Annotated in this window: 19 protein-coding genes; 17 read left to right on the forward strand and 2 right to left on the reverse strand. The window is 69.1% G+C overall.

Annotation, left to right across the window (positions count from 1 at the left end):
• Window position 1 precedes the first annotated feature (1 nt).
• Both AC1RAA_RS02205 and AC1RAA_RS02210 read right to left on the reverse strand, forming a co-directional pair.
• Window positions 2-238: a hypothetical protein gene (locus AC1RAA_RS02205; protein ID WP_095744972.1), complete on the reverse strand. Its 237-nt coding sequence runs from the start codon at window positions 236-238 to the stop codon at window positions 2-4.
• Between the two features lie 732 nt (window positions 239-970).
• Window positions 971-1,792: a ferritin-like domain-containing protein gene (locus AC1RAA_RS02210; RefSeq protein WP_492726229.1), complete on the reverse strand. Its 822-nt coding sequence runs from the start codon at window positions 1,790-1,792 to the stop codon at window positions 971-973.
• A gap of 261 nt (window positions 1,793-2,053) precedes the next feature.
• Here AC1RAA_RS02210 and alaS point away from each other — a divergent pair, with 261 nt between their 5' ends.
• From alaS to AC1RAA_RS02295, 17 genes are all read left to right on the forward strand, one after another.
• Window positions 2,054-4,678, forward strand: coding sequence for an alanine--tRNA ligase (gene alaS, locus AC1RAA_RS02215; RefSeq protein ID WP_492726231.1), 2,625 nt, complete (start codon window positions 2,054-2,056; stop codon window positions 4,676-4,678).
• 33 nt (window positions 4,679-4,711) lie between these two features.
• Entirely contained in the window at window positions 4,712-5,728 is a 1,017-nt protein-coding gene (locus AC1RAA_RS02220) for a 2-dehydropantoate 2-reductase (RefSeq protein WP_070060324.1), read from the forward strand.
• A gap of 54 nt (window positions 5,729-5,782) precedes the next feature.
• Entirely contained in the window at window positions 5,783-7,042 is a 1,260-nt protein-coding gene (locus AC1RAA_RS02225; protein WP_492726233.1) for a D-amino acid dehydrogenase, read from the forward strand.
• Window positions 7,043-7,233: 191 nt separating this feature from the next.
• Window positions 7,234-8,217, forward strand: coding sequence for a Bug family tripartite tricarboxylate transporter substrate binding protein (locus tag AC1RAA_RS02230; protein ID WP_492726235.1), 984 nt, complete (start codon window positions 7,234-7,236; stop codon window positions 8,215-8,217).
• Between the two features lie 77 nt (window positions 8,218-8,294).
• Window positions 8,295-9,053 carry an SDR family oxidoreductase gene (locus AC1RAA_RS02235; RefSeq protein ID WP_487847343.1) on the forward strand — a complete coding sequence of 253 codons (759 nt, stop codon included), beginning with the start codon at window positions 8,295-8,297 and terminating at the stop codon, window positions 9,051-9,053.
• Window positions 9,054-9,096: 43 nt separating this feature from the next.
• Window positions 9,097-9,633 carry a cupin domain-containing protein gene (locus AC1RAA_RS02240; protein ID WP_062474577.1) on the forward strand — a complete coding sequence of 179 codons (537 nt, stop codon included), beginning with the start codon at window positions 9,097-9,099 and terminating at the stop codon, window positions 9,631-9,633.
• Between the two features lie 23 nt (window positions 9,634-9,656).
• Window positions 9,657-10,526 carry an alpha/beta fold hydrolase gene (locus AC1RAA_RS02245; RefSeq protein WP_492726237.1) on the forward strand — a complete coding sequence of 290 codons (870 nt, stop codon included), beginning with the start codon at window positions 9,657-9,659 and terminating at the stop codon, window positions 10,524-10,526.
• Between the two features lie 36 nt (window positions 10,527-10,562).
• The gene (locus tag AC1RAA_RS02250) at window positions 10,563-11,396 is read left to right on the forward strand and encodes an IclR family transcriptional regulator (RefSeq protein ID WP_070060330.1); all 834 of its coding nucleotides are present in this window, start codon (window positions 10,563-10,565) and stop codon (window positions 11,394-11,396) included.
• Window positions 11,397-11,416: 20 nt separating this feature from the next.
• A complete protein-coding gene (locus AC1RAA_RS02255; RefSeq protein WP_492726239.1) occupies window positions 11,417-12,256 on the forward strand; it encodes an SDR family oxidoreductase in 840 nt (279 codons plus the stop codon).
• A complete protein-coding gene (locus AC1RAA_RS02260) occupies window positions 12,249-13,946 on the forward strand; it encodes a thiamine pyrophosphate-binding protein (protein WP_492726240.1) in 1,698 nt (565 codons plus the stop codon). Before AC1RAA_RS02255 ends, AC1RAA_RS02260 begins: the two co-directional genes overlap by 8 nt.
• 20 nt (window positions 13,947-13,966) lie before the next feature.
• Window positions 13,967-14,767: an aspartate dehydrogenase gene (locus AC1RAA_RS02265; RefSeq protein ID WP_492726241.1), complete on the forward strand. Its 801-nt coding sequence runs from the start codon at window positions 13,967-13,969 to the stop codon at window positions 14,765-14,767.
• Between the two features lie 16 nt (window positions 14,768-14,783).
• A complete protein-coding gene (locus tag AC1RAA_RS02270) occupies window positions 14,784-16,259 on the forward strand; it encodes an aldehyde dehydrogenase (protein WP_062474590.1) in 1,476 nt (491 codons plus the stop codon).
• A gap of 13 nt (window positions 16,260-16,272) precedes the next feature.
• Complete coding sequence (locus AC1RAA_RS02275; RefSeq protein ID WP_492695782.1) at window positions 16,273-17,244, forward strand: VOC family protein; 972 nt, start codon at window positions 16,273-16,275, stop codon at window positions 17,242-17,244.
• Between the two features lie 14 nt (window positions 17,245-17,258).
• A complete protein-coding gene (locus AC1RAA_RS02280; protein WP_492726243.1) occupies window positions 17,259-18,245 on the forward strand; it encodes a Bug family tripartite tricarboxylate transporter substrate binding protein in 987 nt (328 codons plus the stop codon).
• A 32-nt stretch (window positions 18,246-18,277) separates the two neighbouring features.
• Window positions 18,278-19,447, forward strand: a complete 1,170-nt coding sequence (locus AC1RAA_RS02285; protein ID WP_492726245.1) for an FAD-dependent monooxygenase — start codon at window positions 18,278-18,280, stop codon at window positions 19,445-19,447.
• Window positions 19,448-19,477: 30 nt separating this feature from the next.
• Entirely contained in the window at window positions 19,478-19,699 is a 222-nt protein-coding gene (locus AC1RAA_RS02290) for a recombinase-like helix-turn-helix domain-containing protein (protein WP_062474598.1), read from the forward strand.
• An 11-nt stretch (window positions 19,700-19,710) separates the two neighbouring features.
• The gene (locus AC1RAA_RS02295; RefSeq protein ID WP_062474600.1) at window positions 19,711-20,763 is read left to right on the forward strand and encodes a Rieske 2Fe-2S domain-containing protein; all 1,053 of its coding nucleotides are present in this window, start codon (window positions 19,711-19,713) and stop codon (window positions 20,761-20,763) included.
• Window positions 20,764-20,783: the final 20 nt, after the last annotated feature.

Genomic DNA, 20,783 nt, shown 5'->3' on the forward strand with positions numbered 1-20,783 from the left:
CTCAGGACGCCTTCTTGCCGTCCCGGACCGCCAGCACCACGATGCCCACGGCGCACGCCGCGAACAGCACGCCCGTCGGCACGGCGCCCAGGGTGCCCATCAGCCAGCCGTACAGGTCGGTCAGCATGGCGATGAGCCGGTTGCCGCGGGTCTGGCGGCTCAGGTCGTTGGCAATGAATGCGTTGAACGACAGCACTGAGAAAACCAGCGCCACAAAGCCAGCCACGATCCACTTCACGATGTTTTGCTCCCTTGGTCCCCGGCGCGGCGCAGGCTGGCCGCCCGGGTCGTTCGATGCTAGCGGGGGCTTCGGGATGGGAGTCTGATGAATTCTTTCAGCGCCGTTCGGAGCGGCGGTGGACCGGTCTCGGAGGGGAAAGCGGGCGGGAAAAATATTTTTCCGGGTTTTTTACCTTCGCTGCCTCTTTCGCAGGCACCGCGTTGCAGGCCCCGCCAGGCAAGGGTTTCGCGCGCTGCACACACGGTTTTCCACAACATTGTCCCCACCGGATTGGGAAAACCCGTCATGGCGATGTGGTAGGGCGACGGTCGGCCCGGTGGCGGGCAAAAAAATACCCGCCGGAGCGGGTATCTCGAGGGGCCCCCGAAGGGGCGCGCTCTAAGGCAAACAGAGAGCTCTTCTTTTGCGGCCCTGTTGCGTGACAGCAAGTGCATCCTCGGCGAGGACGCGCGCCCAGCATGTCAGCTGAAAAATGTCGTAACCGTAGGACAAGTTAAAAAGTGTGAAGAATTTGGCACTTTTTCGAGCTTCGGGGGATACCCTCGGTCCGAACGATCGTGCAGAACTGTCGGTGTTGTCCGACAAGCCGGGGGCGGTCCGGGCCCTAAATTTTGCGGACTCGCTTCAAGTGCGGGTTCTCTGTGCGTGACAGCAATCCAGAGATTCAGCCCAGCATCGTGCTGGGTTTTTTTTGCGCGTTTTCCGGCGTTTTCTGGGGTTTGGGGCCCGTCAGCGCAGGAAGACATGCTCCATGAACTGCCGGATCGGGTACTGGATCACCGTCTGCACCCGCGCCGGCAGCTCCAGCGGCCGCATCAACATCTTCAGCGTGGCGCCGGGGCTCAGGTGGGTGCGGATGGTGCGGTTCATGTGCGCGCTCAGCTGCTGCACGTAGGCCGCGTCGCCGGCGCGGTGCGGGGCGCGGGCCTGCAGCACGTGGCGGACGGCGCAGTCGGCGTCCTCGCTTTTCAGCTCCAGCGTGCGCCGGCCGATGGTGCCCATCACGCGGAAGCGGTTCAGCCGCTCCTGCGCGCGGTAGCGGCGGAAGAACCGGTAGAAGTGCTTGTAGTGGTTGACCTCGTCGGTCGCGATGCGCGTGGCCAGGTCGCGCAGCACCGGCTCGGTGGTGCTGCGGGCCATGGCCCGGTAGTAGGTGGCGGTGCCGGTCTCGACCACGCAGCGGGCCGTCATTTCCAGGGCGCGGGTCGGGGCCAGCAGCTCGACCTTGCAATACGTGGCGTACTCGTCGAGGAAGCCGCGGTAGGCGGTTTCCCAGGGAAATTCGGGCCAGACGTGGTCCACGTAGGCGCGCAGGGCCCGGCCGTGCTGCAGCTCTTCCTGCTCCCAGTGGTTCGACAGCCACTCGGTGACCTCGTCGTCGCCCCGGAAGAAATCGACCAGGTTCTGCGTGTACAGGTCGGAGCCGCTCTCGATGAAGGAGGCCGACGCCACCAGGTAGAAGAGGTTCTCGTCCGTGCGCACCTGCTCGCGTGCGATGCGGGAGAAATCGAGGTCTTCGATCTTCCAGTGTTCCGACGCCTGACCCGCCATGCGTGCTCCTTGATTCATGTTGCCGATGAAAACAGGGAAGAAACAGGCTGCAGCCGGGGAGGGCGCGCACCGCTTCAGCCGTCCATATTAGCCCCGGCTCCCGGATCGCGCGTGCGCAAGGCCCGCGGCGGGCCCGGGCACCATGCGCAAACCTATAATCGATTGTTCAAGCAAATCAAGCAGTTAGGCCGGTTCAACGCAGTGGTTTCGACGCAGGGTCGCCATCGCCAGGCCGCCCCCGACAGCAGACGAAATCCAAAGATGAGCCAGCCCACATTCACGGTCGCGGACATCCGCAAGACCTTTCTCGATTTCTTCGCCTCCAAGGGCCACACGGTGGTGCCTTCGAGCTCGCTGGTGCCGGGCAACGACCCGACGCTCATGTTCACGAACTCGGGCATGGTCCAGTTCAAGGACGTGTTCCTCGGCGAAGACAAGCGCCCCTACGTGCGCGCCGCCTCGGTGCAGGCCTGCCTGCGTGCCGGAGGCAAGCACAACGACCTCGAGAACGTGGGCTACACCGCGCGCCACCACACCTTCTTCGAGATGCTGGGCAACTGGAGCTTCGGCGACTACTTCAAGCGCGACTCGCTGAAGTGGGCCTTCGAGCTGCTGACCCAGGTCTACAAGCTGCCGGCCGAAAAACTCTGGGCCACCGTCTACATCGAGGACGACGAGGCCTACGACATCTGGACCAAGGAAATCGGCCTGCCGCCCGAGCGCGTCGTGCGCATCGGCGACAACAAGGGCGGCCGCTACATGTCCGACAACTTCTGGATGATGGCCGACACGGGCCCGTGCGGCCCGTGCTCCGAAATCTTCTACGACCACGGCCCCGAGATCCCCGGCGGCCCGCCCGGCTCGCCCGATGAAGACGGCGACCGCTACATCGAGATCTGGAACAACGTGTTCATGCAGTTCGACATGCAGCCCGACGGCTCGGTCAAGAAACTGCCGGCACCCTGCGTCGACACCGGCATGGGCCTGGAGCGCCTGGCGGCGATCCTGCAGCATGTGCACAGCAACTACGAGATCGACATCTTCGACGCGCTCATCAAGGCCGCCGGCCGCGAAACGGGCACGCAAGACCTGTCGAACAACTCGCTGCGCGTGATCGCCGACCACATCCGCGCCACCTCCTTCCTGGTGGCCGACGGCGTCATTCCCTCGAACGAAGGCCGCGGCTACGTGCAGCGGCGCATCGTGCGCCGCGCCATCCGTCACGGCTACAAGCTGGGCCAGAAGAAGCCCTTCTTCCACAAGCTGGTGCCCGACCTCGTGAAGCTCATGGGCGACGCCTACCCCAAGCTGGTGGCCGACGAGAAGCGCATCATCGATACGCTGAAGGCCGAAGAAGAACGCTTCTTCGAAACGCTGGCCAACGGCATGGAAATCCTCGACGCGGCGCTGGCCGGCGACGCCAAGGTGCTGCCGGGCGACGTCGCCTTCAAGCTGCACGACACCTACGGCTTCCCGCTCGACCTGTCGGCCGACGTGTGCCGCGAGCGCGGCCTGAGCGTCGACGAAGCGGGCTTTCATGCCGCGATGGAAAAGCAGAAGGCCGCGGGCCGTGCCGCCGGCAAGTTCAAGATGGACCGCAACGTCGAGTACACCGGCGCGGGCAACACCTTCACCGGCTACGACCACCTCGAACAAAACGCCAAGGTCGTCGCGCTGTACCTTGAAGGCGTGGCCGTCGACGCGCTGAAGGAAGGCCAGAGCGGCATCGTGGTGCTCGACACCACGCCCTTCTATTCGGAAAGCGGCGGCCAGGTCGGCGACCAGGGCGTGCTCGTGGCCGAAGGCGTGCAGTTCGGTGTCGACGACACGCAGAAGATCAAGGCCGACGTGTTCGGCCACCACGGCACGCAAACGCAAGGCACGCTGAAGGTCGGCGATGCAGTCAAGGCCGCGGTCGACACCGCGCGCCGCGCCGCCACCATGCGCAACCACTCGGTCACCCACCTGATGCACAAGGCCCTGCGCGAAGTGCTCGGCGACCACGTGCAGCAGAAGGGCTCGCTGGTCGACGCCGACAAGACGCGCTTCGACTTCGCGCACAACGCCCCCGTCACGCGCGAGCAGATCCTCGAGATCGAGAAGCGCGTCAACGCCGAGATCCTGGACAACGCGCCCACGCAGGCCCGCGTGATGGACCTCGAATCGGCCCAGAAGACCGGCGCCATGATGCTGTTCGGCGAGAAGTACGGCGAGACCGTGCGCGTGCTCGACATCGGCACCAGCCGCGAACTGTGCGGCGGCACCCACGTGGGCCGCACGGGCGACATCGGCCTGTTCAAGATCGTGAGCGAAGGCGGCGTGGCCGCCGGCGTGCGCCGCATCGAGGCCGTCACCGGCGCCAACGCGCTGTCGTACCTGCAGGACCTCGAATCGACCGTGCACAGCGTGGCCGCCACGCTCAAGTCGCCGGCCGCCGAGCTGCAGGGCCGCCTCTCGCAGGTGCTCGAGCAGGTCAAGACGCTCGAACGCGAAGTGGGCGCGCTCAAGGGCAAGCTCGCATCGTCCAAGGGCGACGAACTCATCGCGCAGGCGGTGGATGTCAACGGCATCAAGGTGCTCGCGGCCAAGCTCGACGGCGCCGACGCCAAGACGCTGCGCGACACCATGGACAAGCTCAAGGACAAGCTGAAGACCGCCGCCATCGTGCTGGCTGCCGTCGACGGCGACAAGGTGCAGATCGCCGCCGGTGTCACGGCCGACAGCATCGCCAAGGTCAAGGCCGGCGAGCTGGTCAACTTCGTGGCCCAGCAGGTCGGTGGCAAGGGCGGCGGCAAGCCCGACATGGCCATGGCCGGCGGCACCGACGCCGCGGGCCTGCCGGCCGCGCTGCAATCGGTGCAGGCCTGGGTCGCCCAACGGACCTGAGGTCCTTTCCGCTCACCACCCACACAGCACTTCATGTCCGACGCGATCCCCGGTGAAGTGCTCGTGATGGGGGCGGGCACCATCGGCTGTTTCATCGGCGGCAGCCTCGCGGCGGCGGGCGTGCCCGTCACCTTCGTCGGCCGTCCCCGTGTGCTCGACAAGCTCGCGCGCCACGGCCTCACGCTCACCGACCTCGACGGCGCCAGACACAAGCTCGCGGCGCCCACGCTGCGCCTGTGCGAGCAGGTGCCGGTGGGCGCTCGGCCCGCGCTGGTGCTGCTGTGCGTGAAGAGCGGCGCCACGGCCGAGGCGGCGCGCGAGCTGGCCTTTGCCTTGCCGGCCGGCACCACGGTCGTCTCGCTGCAGAACGGCATCTCGAACTGCGCCGCCGCGGGGCAGGCCGGCCCGTCGCTCAACATCCGCGCCGGCATGGTGCCGTACAACGTGGCCGAGATCGACGACGGCGCCTTCCACCGCGGCACGCCCGGCCGGCTGGCCGCGGAAGACGACCCCGCGCTGCGTGACTGGCTGCCCGTGTTCGAGCGAGCCGGCGTGCCGCTCGACCTGCATGCCGACCTGCTGCCGGTGCAGTGGGGCAAGCTGCTGCTCAACCTCAACAACCCGGTCAACGCACTGTCGGGCCTGCCGCTGCGCGACGAGCTCATGCAGCGCGGCTACCGCCGCTGCTTCGCGGCGCTGATCGACGAAACGCTGGGCGTGCTGCGCACCGGCGGCATCGTGCCCGCGCAGGTGGCGGCCGTGCCGGCGCGGCGCTTGCCCGGACTGCTGCGGTTGCCCGACTGGCTGTTTCGCATCGTCGCGGCGCGCATGCTGCGCATCGACGCCAAGGCGCGCTCCAGCATGGCCGACGACCTCGCATTGGGCCGTCGCACCGAGATCGACGCACTGAGCGGCGAGGTGGTGCGGCTCGCGCAGGAGCACGGCCTGAGCGCACCGCGCAACGCGCGCATGGTCGCGCTGCTCGAGGCCTGGCCGCAACAACCGAAGCGCTGGACGGCGCGCGAACTGCAGGACTCGCTGGGCCTGTAAGCGCCGACCCTGTACTCTCAGGCCCATGGCGGCTTTCAAGAGGGAGGGGTTGTCATGCAGGTCCTGATTCTCGGCAGCGGTGTCATCGGCACCTCGGTGGCGTACTACCTGGCGCGCGCCGGGCACGCGGTGACGGTGCTGGAGCGCCAGCCGGCGCCCGCGCTCGAAACCAGCTTCGGCAACGCGGGCGAGGTGTCGCCCGGCTATTCGGCGCCGTGGGCCGGGCCCGGCGTGCCGGTCAAGGCGATCAAGTGGATGCTCATGCAGCACAGTCCGCTGGTCATCAAGCCGATGCTCGATCCGGCCATGTGGCGCTGGGGCCTGTCGATGCTGCGCAACTGCACGCAGGCGCGCTACGAACTCAACAAGGGCCGCATGGTGCGGCTGGCCGAATACAGCCGCGACTGCCTGAAGGCGCTGCGCGCCGACACCGGCATCCGCTACGACGAGCGCATGCAGGGCACGTTGCAGCTCTTTCGCACGCAGGCACAGCTCGACGGCACCGCGAGGGACGTCGAGGTGCTGAAGGCGTCGGGCGTGCCCTACCAGGTGCTCGACCGCGACGGCTGCGTGTTGCATGAACCCGCGCTCGGCGCCGTGAAGGACAAGTTCGTCGGCGGCCTGCGCCTGCCGGGCGACGAGACCGGCGACTGCTTCAAGTTCACGCAGGCACTCGCCAAGCTGGCCGAAGCCGAGGGCGTGCAATTCAGATTCGGCGTGAACATCCAGGCCCTCGAACACGAAGCGGGCAAGGGCGTGACCGCGGTACGCACCGACCAGGGCCCCTTCACCGCCGACCGCTACGTGGTCGCGCTCGGCAGCTACTCGCCCGCGCTGGTGCGGCCCTTGGGCATCGACCTGCCGGTGTACCCGGTCAAGGGCTTCTCGATCACGGTGCCCATCACCGACGCGAGCGGCGCGCCCGAATCCACCGTGATGGACGAGACCTTCAAGGTCGCCGTCACGCGCCTGGGCGATCGCATCCGCGTGGGCGGCACGGCGCAGCTCTCGGGCTTCGACCTGGCGCTCGACGCGCGGCGGCGCGACACGCTCGAGCACGTCGTGACCGACCTGTTCCCGCGCGGCGGCCCGGTGCGCGACGCGTCCTTCTGGACCGGCCTGCGCCCCATGACGCCCGACGGCACGCCGGTGATCGGCGCCACCCGCGTGCCCAACCTGCTGCTGAGCACCGGCCACGGCACGCTCGGCTGGACCATGGCGGCCGGCACCGGCCGCGTGATGGCCGACCTGGTCGCGGGCAGGGCGCCCGAAATCGAGATGGAAGGCCTGACCGTGGCGCGCTACGGCGGGTAGCCGCTCCACGCTTTCCCCCTCGAAGGGCGGCCCGAAACGGCCGCCCTTTTTCGTGGGCCACGCACCCCGGTGTCACCTCAACTAGGGTTTTTACCTAGTCATGAAGTTGTCTTCGTCGGTATTCTCGCGGTGTTCCATTAATAAATCGTTGTTTCTTTAGTGAAACAAACCACCGATTCCACGGACCCTCGATGACACACACTCGCCGCCTCGCCATCGCCGCTGCCGTCTCCCTGGCCGCCGCTTGCGCTTCCGGACTCGCCTGGGCAGACACCTACCCCAGCAAGCCGATCACGCTGGTCGTTGCCTATCCGGCGGGTGGCGACACCGACGCCCTGGCGCGCCTGTACGCCGAAAAGCTCTCGGCCCGCGTCGGCCAGCCCGTGGTGGTCGACAACCGGCCCGGTGCCAGCGGCATCATCGGCAGCGCCTACGTGTCCAAGGCCGCGCCCGACGGCTACACGCTGCTGCTCGCGCCCAGCACCTTCTCGATCGCGCAGCTGGTGCTCAAGACCGGCAGCACCTCGGGCTACGACGTGCTCAACGGCTTCACGCCGATCGTGCAGACCGGCAATCTGCCGCTCTTCCTCGTGGCCAGCGGGGCCAAGGGCTACACCGGCCTGAAGGACGCGGTGGCCGCGGCCAAGGGCGGCAAGTCGCTGAGCTACGCCAGCCCGGGCAGCGGTTCGCCGATGCACATCCTGGGCGAAATGTTCGCCCGCGCCTCGGGCACCAGCCTGGCGCACGTGCCCTACAAGGGCGTGGCGCCCGCCGTCAACGACGTGCTCGGCGGCCACGTGCCGGTGACCTTCATCACGCTCGGCCCGGTGGCGCCCTACATGCCCAACGGCAAGATGGTCCCGCTGGCGGTGGCCTCGCGCGAGCGCTCGCCGCTCGCGCCCAAGGTGCCGACCTTTGCCGAGCTGGGCTACAAGGACGTCGAGCTCACCGCCTGGAACGGCCTGTGGGGCCCGCGCAACCTGCCGCCCGAGATCGTGAAGACGCTCAACGGCCACTTCAACGAGATCCTGAAGATGCCCGAGATCGTCGCGCGCATGGCCGTGCTGGGCACCACGCCCGTGGGCGGCGACGCCGACGTGCTGGCCAAGACCAACGCCGCCGACTTCGCGCGCTTCGGCAAGGTCATCAAGGAACTCGGCATCCAGGCCGACTGAACTTCACTGAGACGCCCGCCATGACCGACCTCAAAGCCATCGCCGATCCCTCCAGCCTGCAGTCGCTGCTGGCCGAGATGCCCGCCAACCTGCTGGCCGGCCGCCGCGTGCTCGTGACCGGCGGTGCGCGCGGCCTGGGCCTGGCGTTCGCGCAGTGCGTGGCCGCGGCGGGCGCGAGCGTGGTGCTGGCCGACATCCTCGGCGAGCTGGCCGAGACCGAGGCCCAGGCGCTGCGCGAGGCCGGCCGCACGGCGCACGCGCTGGCGATCGACCTGTCGGACCCGGCCTCCATCGAGGCGGGCGCCGCCGAGGCGGTGCGCCTGCTCGGCGGGCTCGACGGCCTCGTCAACAACGCCGCCATCACCAATTCGGGCGGGCGCGACGCGCACCAGCTCGAGATCGACATGTGGGACCGTGTGATGAACGTCAACGTGCGCGGCAGCTGGCTCATGGGCCGCGCCTGCCGCCCCGCGCTGGCGGCCAGCGGCCGTGGCGCCATCGTCAACCTCGCGTCGGACACGGCGCTGTGGGGCGCGCCCAACCTGCTGGCCTATGCCTCGAGCAAGGGCGCCGTCATTTCCATGACGCGCTCGCTGGCGCGCGAGTGGGGCGGCGACAACATCACGGTGAACGCCGTGGCGCCCGGCCTCACGCTGGTCGAGGCCACCGAGTACGTGCCGATGGCGCGCCATCAGAAGTATCTCGAAGGCCGCGCCATCCCGCGCGAACAGCAGGCGGCCGACGTCTGCGGCGCGACCGTGTTCCTGCTGTCCGGCCTGGCGCGCTTCGTCACCGGCCAGCTGCTTGCCGTCAACGGCGGCTTCGCGATGCACTGAACCCGTCACCACCGACCGAATTTCCCGACCAAGGAGTAGACCCATGAGCGATTTGTCCGAACAGCAGAAGATCAACAACACCCTGGCGCAGCCCGAGGGCAGCAGCCTGGCCGAGTGGATGAACACCCGCATCGCCCGCTACGAAACCCGCAAGTACGACTGGGACGCGCTGAAGTTCCAGGCCGACTTCGACCCCAAGTTCCGCCGCGCGCAGATGCGCTACGTGGGCACCGGCGGCACCGGTGTCGCGGCCGACACCAACACCGTGCCCTCGGAGCACTTCACCTTCTCGACCATGGTGATCCCGGCCGGCCACGAAGGCCCGCCGCACATTCACACCGACGTGGAAGAGGTGTTCTTCCTGATCCGCGGCAAGCTCAAGGTCGTGATCGAGAAGGACGGCGAGCGCTTCGAAACCATCATGACCGACCGCGACCTGATCTCGGTGCCGCCCGGCGTGTACCGCGAAGAGATCAACATCGGCGACGAAGACGCGCTGATGTGCGTGATGCTCGGCGCCAAGAAGCCGGTCACGCCGACGTACCCCGCCGACCACCCGCTGGCCAAGATCAAGCGCTGAGCGAACCAGCGAGCGAACAGGCCATGAGCACCGTCGACATCTCCGCGCAGACCCTGCCGGCTTCCGAGCTGGCGCGGCTCGACGCGCGCTTTCCGGCCCGCGACGTCGCGGTGGGCGGCGGCGCGGTGGTGTCGGTGCGCGAATGCGGGCAGGGCCCCGTCATCGTGTGCCTGCACGGCATCGGCTCGGGCGCGGCCTCGTGGCTCGACACCGCGGCGCTGCTGGCGCCGCAGGCCTGCCTCATCGCCTGGGACGCACCGGGCTACGGCCGCTCGACGCCGCTGGCCTCGGCCGCGCCGACCGCCGCCGACTACGCCGCGCGGCTTGAAGAAATGCTCGACGCGCTGTCGATCCGCTCCTGCGTGCTGGTCGGCCATTCGCTGGGCGCCATCGTCGCCGCGTCGGCCGCCCGCAGCGAGTCGAGCGCCAGTGAGCGCATCCGCCGCCTCGTGCTCGTGAGCCCCGCCATCGGCTACGGCGCCGCCGCGCGCATCGACGCCCGTGCCAAGGTGCGCGCCGAACGCCTGGCCACGCTCGACGACCTCGGCATTGCCGGCATGGCCGCCAAGCGCGCGGGCCGGCTCGTGTCCGACGGTGCCAGCGAACACGCCCGCCAGTGGGTGCGCTGGAACATGGCGCGCCTGAACGACCACGGCTACCGCCAGGCCGTCGAGCTGCTGTGCAACGCCGACCTGCTGGCCGACCTGCCGCCGCCGATGCCCGTGCGCGTGGCCTGCGGCGCGCTCGACGTCGTCACGCCGCCGGCTGCCTGCGAAGAAGTCGCGCGCCGCTGCGGCGTGCCCCTCGAATTGGTGGACGATGCGGGTCACGCCGGCTATGTGGAACAACCGCAGGCCGTCGCCGCCTTGCTGCGCGAATCGCTCGCCGGCTGACCCGACACGAACAAGACAACCGAGAGGAATTCCAAGATGGCCACCGACAACGAAGTGATGGAAGAGGGCGCAGACCGCTACAACGTGCCCGCGCTGGAGCGCGGCCTGCGCGTGCTGTGCGAGTTCAGCCGCGAGAGCCGCACGCTCTCCGCGCCCGAGCTGGCGCGCCGTTTCGACCTGCCGCGCTCGACCGTCTTCCGCCTGCTCACCACGCTGGAGAACATGGGCTTCCTCGAGCGCGCCGAGGGCGGGCGTGACTACCGCCTGGGCCTGGCCGTGCTGCGCCTGGGCTTCGAATACCTGGCCTCGCTGGAGCTCACGCAGCTGGGTACGCCGCTGCTCAACCGCCTGTGCGACGAGCTGCGCACGCCCTGCAACCTGGTGGTGCGCGACGGCCGTTCGATCGTCTACGTCGCCAAGGTGGCGCCGGCCACGCCGTTCGCCAGCTCGGTCACGGTGGGCACGCGCCTGCCGGCCCACGCCACGGTGCTGGGCCGCATCCTGCTCGAAGACCTCACGCTGCCGCAGCTGCGCGCGCTGTACCCCGAAGACAAGCTCGAGACCTTCTCGCCGAGCACGCCCAAGACCGTGAACGAGCTGTTCGACATGGTGCAGGCCGACCGCCAGCGCGGCTATGTGCTGGGCGAGGGCTTCTTCGAATCGAACATCTCGACCATCGCCGCACCGGTGCGCGACCACAGCGGCCACATCGTGGCGGCACTGGGCGCCACCATCACCTCGGGCCACATCGACGAGAACCGCATGGACGAGATGGTGCAGCGCGTGCGCGGCACCGCCGACGAGATCTCGGGCCTGCTCAATTACTCGCCCGCGCGCACCAGCAAGGTGGTGCCGCTGCGCAGCGCCTGACGACTGATTTGCGATCGACCATGACGACCTTCGCCCCTTCCTCCTCTTTCTTCGCCGCCGACGCACTGGCCGGCCGCGTGGCCGTGGTCACGGGCGGGTCGTCGGGCATCGGCCTGGCCACCGTCGAGCTGCTGCTGGGCTGCGGCGCCGCCGTGGCGCTGTGCGGTCGCAATGCCGAACGGCTCGATGCCGCCGTGGCCGGCCTGCGTGCCCAGTACCCCGACGCCAAGCTGTTCGCGCAGACCTGCGACGTGCTCGACGCCGCCTCGGTGCGCGCCTTCGCCGCCGCCAGCGAGGCCGCGCTCGGCCCGGCCTCGATGCTGGTCAACAACGCAGGGCAGGGGCGTGTCTCCACCTTCGCCGACACCGACGATGCGGCCTGGATGCAAGAGCTGAACCTGAAGTTCTTCTCGGTCATCCACCCGACGCGCGCCTTCCTGCCGCAGCTCACGGCGCAGCGCTCGGTGCTGGGCGATGCCGCCATCGTCTGCGCCAACTCGCTGCTGGCACGCCAGCCCGAGCCGCACATGGTCGCCACCTCGGCCGCGCGCGCGGGCCTGCTGAACCTCGTGCGCTCCATGGCCACCGAGTTCGCGCCGCAGGGCGTGCGCGTCAACGGCATCCTGATCGGCCTGGTCGAGTCGGGCCAGTGGCGCCGCCGCTTCGAGGCGCGCGAGGACAAGTCGCAGGACTGGGCTGCCTGGAGCCGCCAGCTCGCCACCACCAAACACATCCCGCTGGGTCGCCTGGGGCTTCCGACCGAAGCCGCGCGCGCGATCCTTTTCCTTGCTTCACCGCTCGCGTCGTACACGACCGGCAGCCACATCGACATCTCCGGAGGCCATTCCCGCCATGCATAACCCCAACAACACCGTCACGGTCGGCGCCGTCGTCGCCGCGTTCCTCGAGCAGTGCGGCGTCAAGGCAGCCTTCGGCGTGATCTCGATCCACAACATGCCGATCCTCGATGCCTTCGCGCAGCGCGGCACGGTGCGCTTCATCTCGGCACGCGGCGAAGCCGGCGCGGGCAACATGGCCGACGCCTATGCGCGCTCCACCGCCAGCCTGGGTGTGTGCATCACCAGCACCGGCCCGGCCGCGGGCAACATCGCGGGCAGCATGGTCGAGGCGCTGACCGCCGGCGCGCCGCTCTTGCACATCACCGGCCAGATCGAGACGCCGTACCTGGACAAGGGCATGTCGTACATCCACGAGGCGCCCGACCAGCTCACCATGCTCAAGGCGGTGTCGAAGGCCGCGCTGCGCGTGCGCAGCGTCGAGACGGTGCTGGGCACGCTCAAGCGCGCGGTGCAGCTCGCGATGACGGCGCCGACCGGCCCGGTGAGCGTGGAGATTCCGATCGACATCCAGTCGGCGCTCACGACCATGCCGGCCGACCTGTCGCCGCTGCCCATCGAGCGTCCCGTGCCTTCGGCCCCCGGCCTTGATGCACTGGCCGCGCGCCTGGCCACCGCCAAACGCCCGCTGCTGTGGGTCGGTGGCGGTGCCCGCCATGCGCGCAGTGCGATCCAGCGCCTGCAGAAGCTGGGCTTCGGCGTGGTCACGACCACGCAGGGCCGCGGCACGGTGCCCGAGGACGACGCCGGTTCGCTCGGCGCCTACAACATCCAGAAGCCCGTCGAGGCCTTCTACCAGACCTGCGACGCGATGCTCGTGGTCGGTTCGCGCCTGCGCGGCAACGAGACGCTCAAGTACGAACTGAAGCTGCCGCGCCCGCTGTACCGCATCGACGCCGATGCCGCCGCCGAAGGCCGCTGCTACGCGTCCGAGGCCTTTGTCTGCGGCGATTCCGCGCTGGCCCTCGACGGCCTGGCCGATCGCCTCGAAGCCGCGAAGTACCAGGCCGACCCGCAGCTGCTGGTCGACCTGCGCGCCGCGCACGACCAGGCGGTTGCCACGCTGCGCGACGGCCTCGGCCCGTACGCCGAACTCGTGCGCCAGCTGCAGTCGGTGGCCGGCCGCAAGTTCAACTGGGTGCGCGACGTCACGGTGTCCAACAGCACCTGGGGCAACCGCGAGCTGCGCGTGTTCGAACCCAGCGCCGGCGTGCATGCCACGGGCGGCGGCATCGGCCAGGGCATGCCCATGGCCATCGGCGCGGCCATCGGCGCGGCGGTGACGGGCTCGGGCCGCAAGACCTTCTGCCTGGCCGGCGACGGTGGCTTCATCCTGAACCTGGGCGAGCTGGCCTGCATGGTGCAGGAGAAGGCGCCCATGGTCATCGTGCTCATGAACGACAAGAGCTACGGCGTCATCAAGAACATCCAGGACGCGCAGTACGGCGGGCGCCAGTGCTACGCCGAGCTGCACACGCCCGACTACGACCTGCTGTGCAAGTCGATCGCGCTGCCGCACGCCCGCGTGAAAGACCTGGCCGACCTGCCGGCCCAGCTCGACCAGGCGCTCGCCGCCGACGGCCCGTTCCTGCTGGAGATCGACATGCTGTCGATCGGCGGTTTCAAGACCAGCTTCGCCGGCCCGCCGACCAACACGGTCACGCAGATTCCCGCGCTCGGCGCGGCCAAGTGAGCGAACGCGGAGCCCCACGCATGACCACTGCCATCACGCGCATCGCACTCGTCGGCTGCGGAGCCATCGGCACCTCGGTGCTCGAACTGCTGCGCGGCGATCTCGCCCTGAAGGTGGTGGCCATCGTCGTGCCGGCCGAAGGCATTGCCGCCGCACAGAAGGTCGCGCCCGACGCGCAGGTGGGCAGCGCCGTGCCCGCCGACGGCATCGACCTCGTGGTCGAGACCGCCGGCCATGCCGCCATCGAGGAGCACGTGCTGCCCGCGCTGGCGCGCGGCACGCCTTGCGTGGTGGCGTCGGTGGGCGCGCTGTCGGCCACGGGCTTCGCCGAGAAGCTCGAAGCCGCCGCCGTCGCCGGCCGCACGCAGGTGCAGCTGATTCCCGGCGCCATCGGCGGCATCGACGCGCTGGCCGCGGCCCGCATCGGCGGCCTGGACAGCGTGCGCTACACGGGGCGCAAGCCGCCGCAGGCCTGGAAAGGCACGCCGGCCGAGCAGGGCCGCAACCTGGACACGCTGGCGCACGAAACCATCATCTTCGAAGGCAGCGCGCGCGAAGCGGCCTTGCTCTATCCGAAGAACGCCAACGTGGCGGCCACCGTCTCGCTCGCGGGCCTGGGCCTGGACCAGACGCTGGTGCGCCTCATTGCCGACCCGGCCACCACCGAGAACGTGCACACCGTCGAAGCCGAAGGCGCCTTCGGCAGCTTCGCGCTGACCATGCGCAACAAGCCGCTCGCGGCCAACCCCAAGACCTCGGCCCTGACCGTGTACAGCGCCGTGCGCGCGCTGCGCAACCGCGTCGCGCCGCTTGCCATCTGACCTTCCGAGTCACCCCATGATCTCCACCGAACTCCTTCCGATCTGCATCGCCGGCGAATGGCGCCTGGGCGGCGGCGACGTCTACGAAAGCCTGTACCCGGCCACCGGCGAGCCCATCGCGCGCCTGAAGGCCGCGAGCCTGGCCGATGTCGAAGAAGCCATCACGCGCGCCGACCACGCCTTTCGCACCAGCGGCTGGGCCCAGCGCCTGCCGCACGAGCGCGCCGCCGTGCTGCACCGCGTGGCGCAGCTGATCCGCGAAGAGGGCGAGTCGCTGGCGCAGAAGCAGCGCCTGGACAACGGCAAGCCGATCAGCGAAACCCGCAACCTCGTGGCCAGCGCCGCGGGCACCTTCCAGTTCTTCGCCGCCGCGCTCGAGACGCTCGAAGAAACCATCACGCCCTCGCGCGGCGCCTTCGTCACGATGAGCGTGCACGAGCCCATGGGCGTGGTCGCGGCCATCACGCCGTGGAACTCGCCGATTGCCAGCGAAGCCCAGAAGCTGGCGCCCGCGCTGGCGGCCGGCAACGCGGTGGTCGTGAAGCCCGCCGAAGTCACGCCGCTCATGGCGCTGGAGCTGGCGCGCATCTGCGAGCTGGCCGGCGTGCCCAAGGGCATCGTGAGCGTGCTGCCGGGCAAGGGCTCGGTGATCGGCGACGCGATCACCAAGCACCCGCTGGTCAAGCGCGTGTCGTTCACCGGCGGCACCACCACCGGCAAGCACATCGCCCACATCGCGGCCGACAAGATGATGCCGGTGTCGCTCGAGCTCGGCGGCAAGTCGCCCACCATGGTGCTCGACGACGCCGACCTCGACCATGCGGTGAACGGTGTGCTCTACGGCATCTTCAGTTCGTCGGGCGAGTCGTGCATCGCGGGCTCGCGCCTGTTCGTGGCGCGCGGCATCTACGACGAGTTCCTCACGCGGCTGGCCGAAGGCGCCAACGCACTGCGCGTGGGCGACCCGGCCTCGGAGCGCACGCAGATGGGGCCGCTCATCACGGCCAAGCACCGCGAGGGCATCGAGCGCTACGTGGACCTGGGCGTGTCCGAAGGCGGGCGCATCCGCACGGGCGGCGTGCGCCCGCACGGCGCCGACTACGACAAGGGCTACTTCTACCAGCCGACGATCCTCGAAGGCCTGACCAACAACGCCCGCATCAGCCAGGAAGAAATCTTCGGCCCGGTGCTGGTCGCGATGCCCTTCGACAACGAGGAAGAACTGATCGCGCAGGCCAACGACAGCGTCTACGCATTGGCCGCCGGCGTGTGGAGCCGCGACTTCAAGCGCGCCTGGAAGCTGGGCCGCGCGGTGCAGGCCGGCACGGTCTGGGTCAACACCTACAAGCAGTTCTCGGTCTCGACGCCGTTCGGCGGCTGGCGCGACAGCGGCCTGGGCCGCGAGAAGGGCCGCGAAGGCATCTTCCAGTACATGGAACAGAAGAGCATGTACTGGGGCACCAATGAACAACCGCTCCCGTGGGCGAACTGAACAGGAGCACACGATGAGCGTACTTGGCATCGACCAGATCACCTACGGCGCGGACGACCTGCCCGCCTGCCGCCAGTTCTTCCAGGACTGGGGCCTTTCACTCACGTCCGAAGCCGCCGACGAACTCGTCTTCGAGTGCCTCAACGGCTGCAAGGTGGTCGTTGCGGCGTGGGACAAGCCCGGCCTGCCGCCCGCGATGGAAGAGGGCCCGACGCTGCGCGAAGTGGTGTGGGGCGTGGAAAGCGACGCCGACCTGGACCGCTACGCCGCCGCCATCGCGCAAGACCCGGCCTTCACCGACACAACGGTCGACGGCGCACGCCGCATCGGCTGCACCGACCCCAACGGCCTGGCCGTGCGCCTGCAGGTCAGCCGCAAGCGCGCGGTCGAGGTCGATTGCGGCGCCATGAACACCTGGAACGCCAAGCCGCGCGTGAACCAGCCCGCGCCGATCTACGAACGCGCCACGCCGATCGAGGTCGGCCACGTCGTGTTCTTCGTGAGCGACGTGAAGGGCACGAGCGCGTTTTATGCGCAGCGCTTCGGCTTCGTGTCGTCCGACGGCTATCCGAACCGCGGCGCCTTCATGCGCTGCGCGCCCGAGGGCGGCCACCACGACCTGTTCCTGCTGCAGATCCCGTCGGGCAAGCGCGGGCTCAACCACGTGGCCTTCACCGTGCGCGACATCCACGAGGTGTTCGGCGGCGGCCTGCATTTCTCGCGCTGCGGCTGGGACACGCAGCTGGGCCCGGGCCGCCACCCGGTGTCGTCGGCGTACTTCTGGTACTTCAAGAACCCGGCCGGCGGCCTCATCGAGTACTACGCCGACGAAGACCAGCTCACGGCCGACTGGCAGCCGCGCGAGTTCGAACCCGGCCCGACCGTGTTCGCCGAATGGGCGGTCGATGGCGGCCTCGATGGCCACACGCGTCGCCAGAAGAACGCGGAAGGCCCGAAAGGTGCTTTCCTGACCGAGAAGAAATGAATCCGGTGACCCTCATGCAACGACGTTTTTCTTTCTCCCTGCTGGCCGCTGCGGCGCTGGCCATCGCCTTGCCCGCGCACGCACAGAGCGACGTGCACAAGCAGCTGTCGAGCGACCGCTTCACCATCGTCTCGCCGTTCCCGCCCGGCGGCCCGGTCGACACGCTGGCCCGCATCCTGTCGGACGGCCTGGCCAAGCGCTACGGCCAGGCGGCCGTGGTCGAGAACATGGTGGGCGCGGCGGGCAACATCGGCATCGACAAGGTCAAGCGCGCCAAGGGCGACGGCCACACGCTGCTCGTGGTGCCGGCCGGCAACCTCACGATCAACCCGACGCTGATGCCGAACTTCCCGTTCAACATCGAGAAGGACTTCGTGCCCGTCACCATGCTCGCCAAGGCGCCCAACGTGCTGGTGGCGTCGCCGGCCTCGGGCATCAAGAGCGCGAAGGAGCTGGTGGCCATGGCCAAGGCCAAGCCCAACACGCTGTCGTACGCCTCGCCCGGCGTGGGCAGCGGCCTGCACCTGGCGGGCGAGCTGTTCAAGCAGCAGGCCGGCATCGACCTGCTGCACGTGCCCTACAAGGGCACGGCGCCCGCGCTCAACGACGTGCTCGGTGGCTCGGTGCCGCTGATGTTCAGCAACCTGCCCGCGACCATGCCCTTCATCAAGAACGGCAAGCTCGTCGCGCTGGGCGTGACCGAAGCCAAGCGTAGCGCCGCCGCGCCCGACATCCCCACGCTGGCGGAGCAGGGCATCCAGGGCGTCGCCGTGACCTCGTGGTACGGCCTGCTGGCCCCCAAGGGCACGCCGCCCGCGGTGGTCGAGCAGCTCGCCAAGGACGCGGCCGAGATGCTGGCCCAGCCCGACGTGCGCGAGCGCCTGAAGGCGCAGGGCATGACCGACGCGGCCATGAAGCCCGCCGAGTTTGCCGCCCACATCCGCGATGAGACGGCCGTCTGGGCCCGGATCATCAAGGCCCGCAACATCGTGGCCGAGTGAGCCACCCCCAAGAACAAAGAGAGACAGAGACCATGCAGACAAGTGAATCCACCATCGGCATCGTCGGTGCCGGTATCGGCGGCCTGGTCGCCGCCATCGCACTGCGCCGCGCGGGGCACGACGTGGTCGTGTTCGAGCAGGCGAAACAGTTCGCCCGCGTCGGCGCCGACATCAACCTCACACCGAACGCCGTGCGCGCACTCGACGGCCTGGGCGTGGGCGACGCCGCCCGCGTGACGGCGGCACGCCCGTCGCATCGCATCAGCCGCACCTACGACAGCGGCGAAGAAACCTCGCGCCTCGAAATGGCCGACTCGGCCGAACAGCGCTACGGCGCGCCGCAGCTCACCATCCATCGCGCCGACCTGCTGGCCGCGCTGGCCGACATGTTCCCGGCCGAGCGCGTGGCGCTGGGCAAGCGCGCCGAGACCATCGCGGCCGACGACAACGGTGTGACCCTGTCGTTCAGCGACGGCACCAGCGCCCGCGTGGGTGCGCTCATCGGCGCCGACGGCATCCACTCGGGCGTGCGCACCGCGATGTTCGGCGCCGAGAGCCCGCGCTTCACGGGCATCGTCGCCTACCGCGCCGTGGTGCCCGCCGAGCGCGTGGCCGGCGTGCCCAACCTGGGCGCCTTCACCAAGTGGTGGGGTCCGAACCCGCAGAGCCAGATCGTCACCTTCCCGCTGAACCGCGGCAAGGACATCTTCATCTTCGCCACCACGCCGCAGGACACCTGGCACCTCGAGTCGTGGACCGCGCCGGGCAGCGTCGACGAGCTGCGCGAGCAGTACGTGGCCTACCACCCCGAGGCGCGCGCGCTGCTCGACGCCTGCGACACGGTGCTCAAGACCGCGCTGTACGAGCGCGACCCCATGCCCGCCTGGGCGCAGGGCCGCATGGCGCTGCTGGGCGATGCCGCGCACCCGATGCTGCCCTTCATGGCGCAGGGCGCCGGCATGGCGATCGAAGACGCCGTGGTGCTGTCGCGCCACCTCGACGGCGTGGCCATGGCCGGTATTCCCGCTGCGCTGCAGGCCTACCAGACCGCGCGTATCGAGCGCGCCAGCCAGGTGCAGCTCGGCTCGCGCGGCAACAACTGGCTGCGCGAAGGCGGCAACGCCGACTGGGTGTACGCCTACGACGCCTGGGCCGTGCCGCTGGGCGTGCCGGCGCAAGGCGCTGCTGCCGCTGCCGTCTGAAATTTTTCCCCTCGCTTACGGAGGCTCACGATGCAACAAGACCGCTTTCTCCAACCGCACCAGGCGCGCCAGCGCCCCGCGACCACCTACGAAGACCTGCTGGGCGACGTGATCGAACGCGCCTACGCCGACGGCATCCACGACCTGCCGGGCCTGGTGCAACGCCTGAACGACAGCGGCCTGGCCACGCCGGGCGGCCTCGCATGGACCGAGGCGCTGTACCGCAAGGAAATGGCCACGCTGGCCGCCTGAGGAGAACCATCATGACCATCGCCATCCATCCCGTCGCACCGGCCCCTGCCGATCCGGTCGACCACCTGCTCGAGATCGGCCTGAAGGACCTCTGGTACCCGATCTGCCCTTCGCACTTCATCAAGGAGAACCCCATCTCCCTGCGCCGCCTCGGCCGCAAGATTGCGCTGTGGCGCGACGGCGAAGGCGTGCTGCATGCGCTGGAAGACCGCTGCCCGCACCGCGGCGCGCCGCTGTCGCAGGGCGTGGTGCTGGGCGACCGGCTCTCGTGCCCGTACCACGGCGTCGAAGTGCGCCACGACGGCGTGGTCACGCGCGTGCCCGGCAGCCCGGGCTGCAAGCTCGAAGGCTCGCGCGCCACGCGCCACTTCCATGTGCAGGAGCGCGCGGGCGCCGTGTTCCTCTACAACTCGAAGGAGCCGGTCGACGTGCCGCCGCCGCTGGTGCTGCCCGAGCAGCTGACCGACGAGGCCGAGTACTCGAACTTCCTGTGCTACACGGAGTGGAAGGGCGACTACCGCTACGTGCTGGACAACGTGATGGACCCGATGCACGGCACCTACCTGCACAAGCAGTCGCACTCGATGGCCGAAGGCGACTCCAGCGCCAAGTTCGGCGTGCGCCCGACCGACATCGGCTTCGTGTTCGAGAAGGAAGGCCAGCGCAACGTCAACTTCGACTGGACCGAGTGGGCCGACACCGGCATCCACTGGATGCGTCTGGAGATCCCGTACCCGAAGACCGGCGGCCCCGGCGGCAACTTCATCATCATCGGCGCCTTCTCGCCCATGGCCAACGGCATGACCGCCACCTTCTTCTGGCGCGCGCGCAAGCTGGCGCCGGGCTGGGAGCGCGACACCTGGCGCTTCCTCTACAAGAACCGCCTCGAGGCGCGCCACTGGCACGTGCTGGAACAAGACCGCGTGATGCTCGAAGAGATGGAAGCCGACGCCAACCAGCACGAGAACCTGTACCAGCACGACCTGGGCATCGTCCGCCTGCGCCGCCACATGCGCAACCTCGCGCAGGCGCAACTGGCGCAAGCCGAGGCCGCCACGGCCTGAACTGAAAGCAAGCGAGCATC

The organism is Variovorax sp. GW823-FHT04F07, from assembly GCF_058795995.1.

Bases quoted from the DNA above. Each gene is read 5' to 3' on its own strand.
- AC1RAA_RS02220 (WP_070060324.1), top strand. From the start codon at position 4,712: ATGTCCGACGCGATCCCCGGTGAAGTGCTCGTGATGGGGGCGGGCACC.
- AC1RAA_RS02280 (WP_492726243.1), top strand. From the start codon at position 17,259: ATGCAACGACGTTTTTCTTTCTCCCTGCTGGCCGCTGCGGCGCTGGCC.
- AC1RAA_RS02210 (WP_492726229.1), bottom strand. From the start codon at position 1,792: ATGGCGGGTCAGGCGTCGGAACACTGGAAGATCGAAGACCTCGATTTC.
- AC1RAA_RS02265 (WP_492726241.1), top strand. From the start codon at position 13,967: ATGACCACTGCCATCACGCGCATCGCACTCGTCGGCTGCGGAGCCATC.
- AC1RAA_RS02295 (WP_062474600.1), top strand. From the start codon at position 19,711: ATGACCATCGCCATCCATCCCGTCGCACCGGCCCCTGCCGATCCGGTC.
- AC1RAA_RS02290 (WP_062474598.1), top strand. From the start codon at position 19,478: ATGCAACAAGACCGCTTTCTCCAACCGCACCAGGCGCGCCAGCGCCCC.
- AC1RAA_RS02225 (WP_492726233.1), top strand. From the start codon at position 5,783: ATGCAGGTCCTGATTCTCGGCAGCGGTGTCATCGGCACCTCGGTGGCG.
- AC1RAA_RS02285 (WP_492726245.1), top strand. From the start codon at position 18,278: ATGCAGACAAGTGAATCCACCATCGGCATCGTCGGTGCCGGTATCGGC.
- AC1RAA_RS02240 (WP_062474577.1), top strand. From the start codon at position 9,097: ATGAGCGATTTGTCCGAACAGCAGAAGATCAACAACACCCTGGCGCAG.
- AC1RAA_RS02250 (WP_070060330.1), top strand. From the start codon at position 10,563: ATGGCCACCGACAACGAAGTGATGGAAGAGGGCGCAGACCGCTACAAC.
- AC1RAA_RS02230 (WP_492726235.1), top strand. From the start codon at position 7,234: ATGACACACACTCGCCGCCTCGCCATCGCCGCTGCCGTCTCCCTGGCC.
- AC1RAA_RS02275 (WP_492695782.1), top strand. From the start codon at position 16,273: ATGAGCGTACTTGGCATCGACCAGATCACCTACGGCGCGGACGACCTG.
- AC1RAA_RS02245 (WP_492726237.1), top strand. From the start codon at position 9,657: ATGAGCACCGTCGACATCTCCGCGCAGACCCTGCCGGCTTCCGAGCTG.
- AC1RAA_RS02235 (WP_487847343.1), top strand. From the start codon at position 8,295: ATGCCCGCCAACCTGCTGGCCGGCCGCCGCGTGCTCGTGACCGGCGGT.
- AC1RAA_RS02260 (WP_492726240.1), top strand. From the start codon at position 12,249: ATGCATAACCCCAACAACACCGTCACGGTCGGCGCCGTCGTCGCCGCG.
- alaS (WP_492726231.1), top strand. From the start codon at position 2,054: ATGAGCCAGCCCACATTCACGGTCGCGGACATCCGCAAGACCTTTCTC.
- AC1RAA_RS02255 (WP_492726239.1), top strand. From the start codon at position 11,417: ATGACGACCTTCGCCCCTTCCTCCTCTTTCTTCGCCGCCGACGCACTG.
- AC1RAA_RS02270 (WP_062474590.1), top strand. From the start codon at position 14,784: ATGATCTCCACCGAACTCCTTCCGATCTGCATCGCCGGCGAATGGCGC.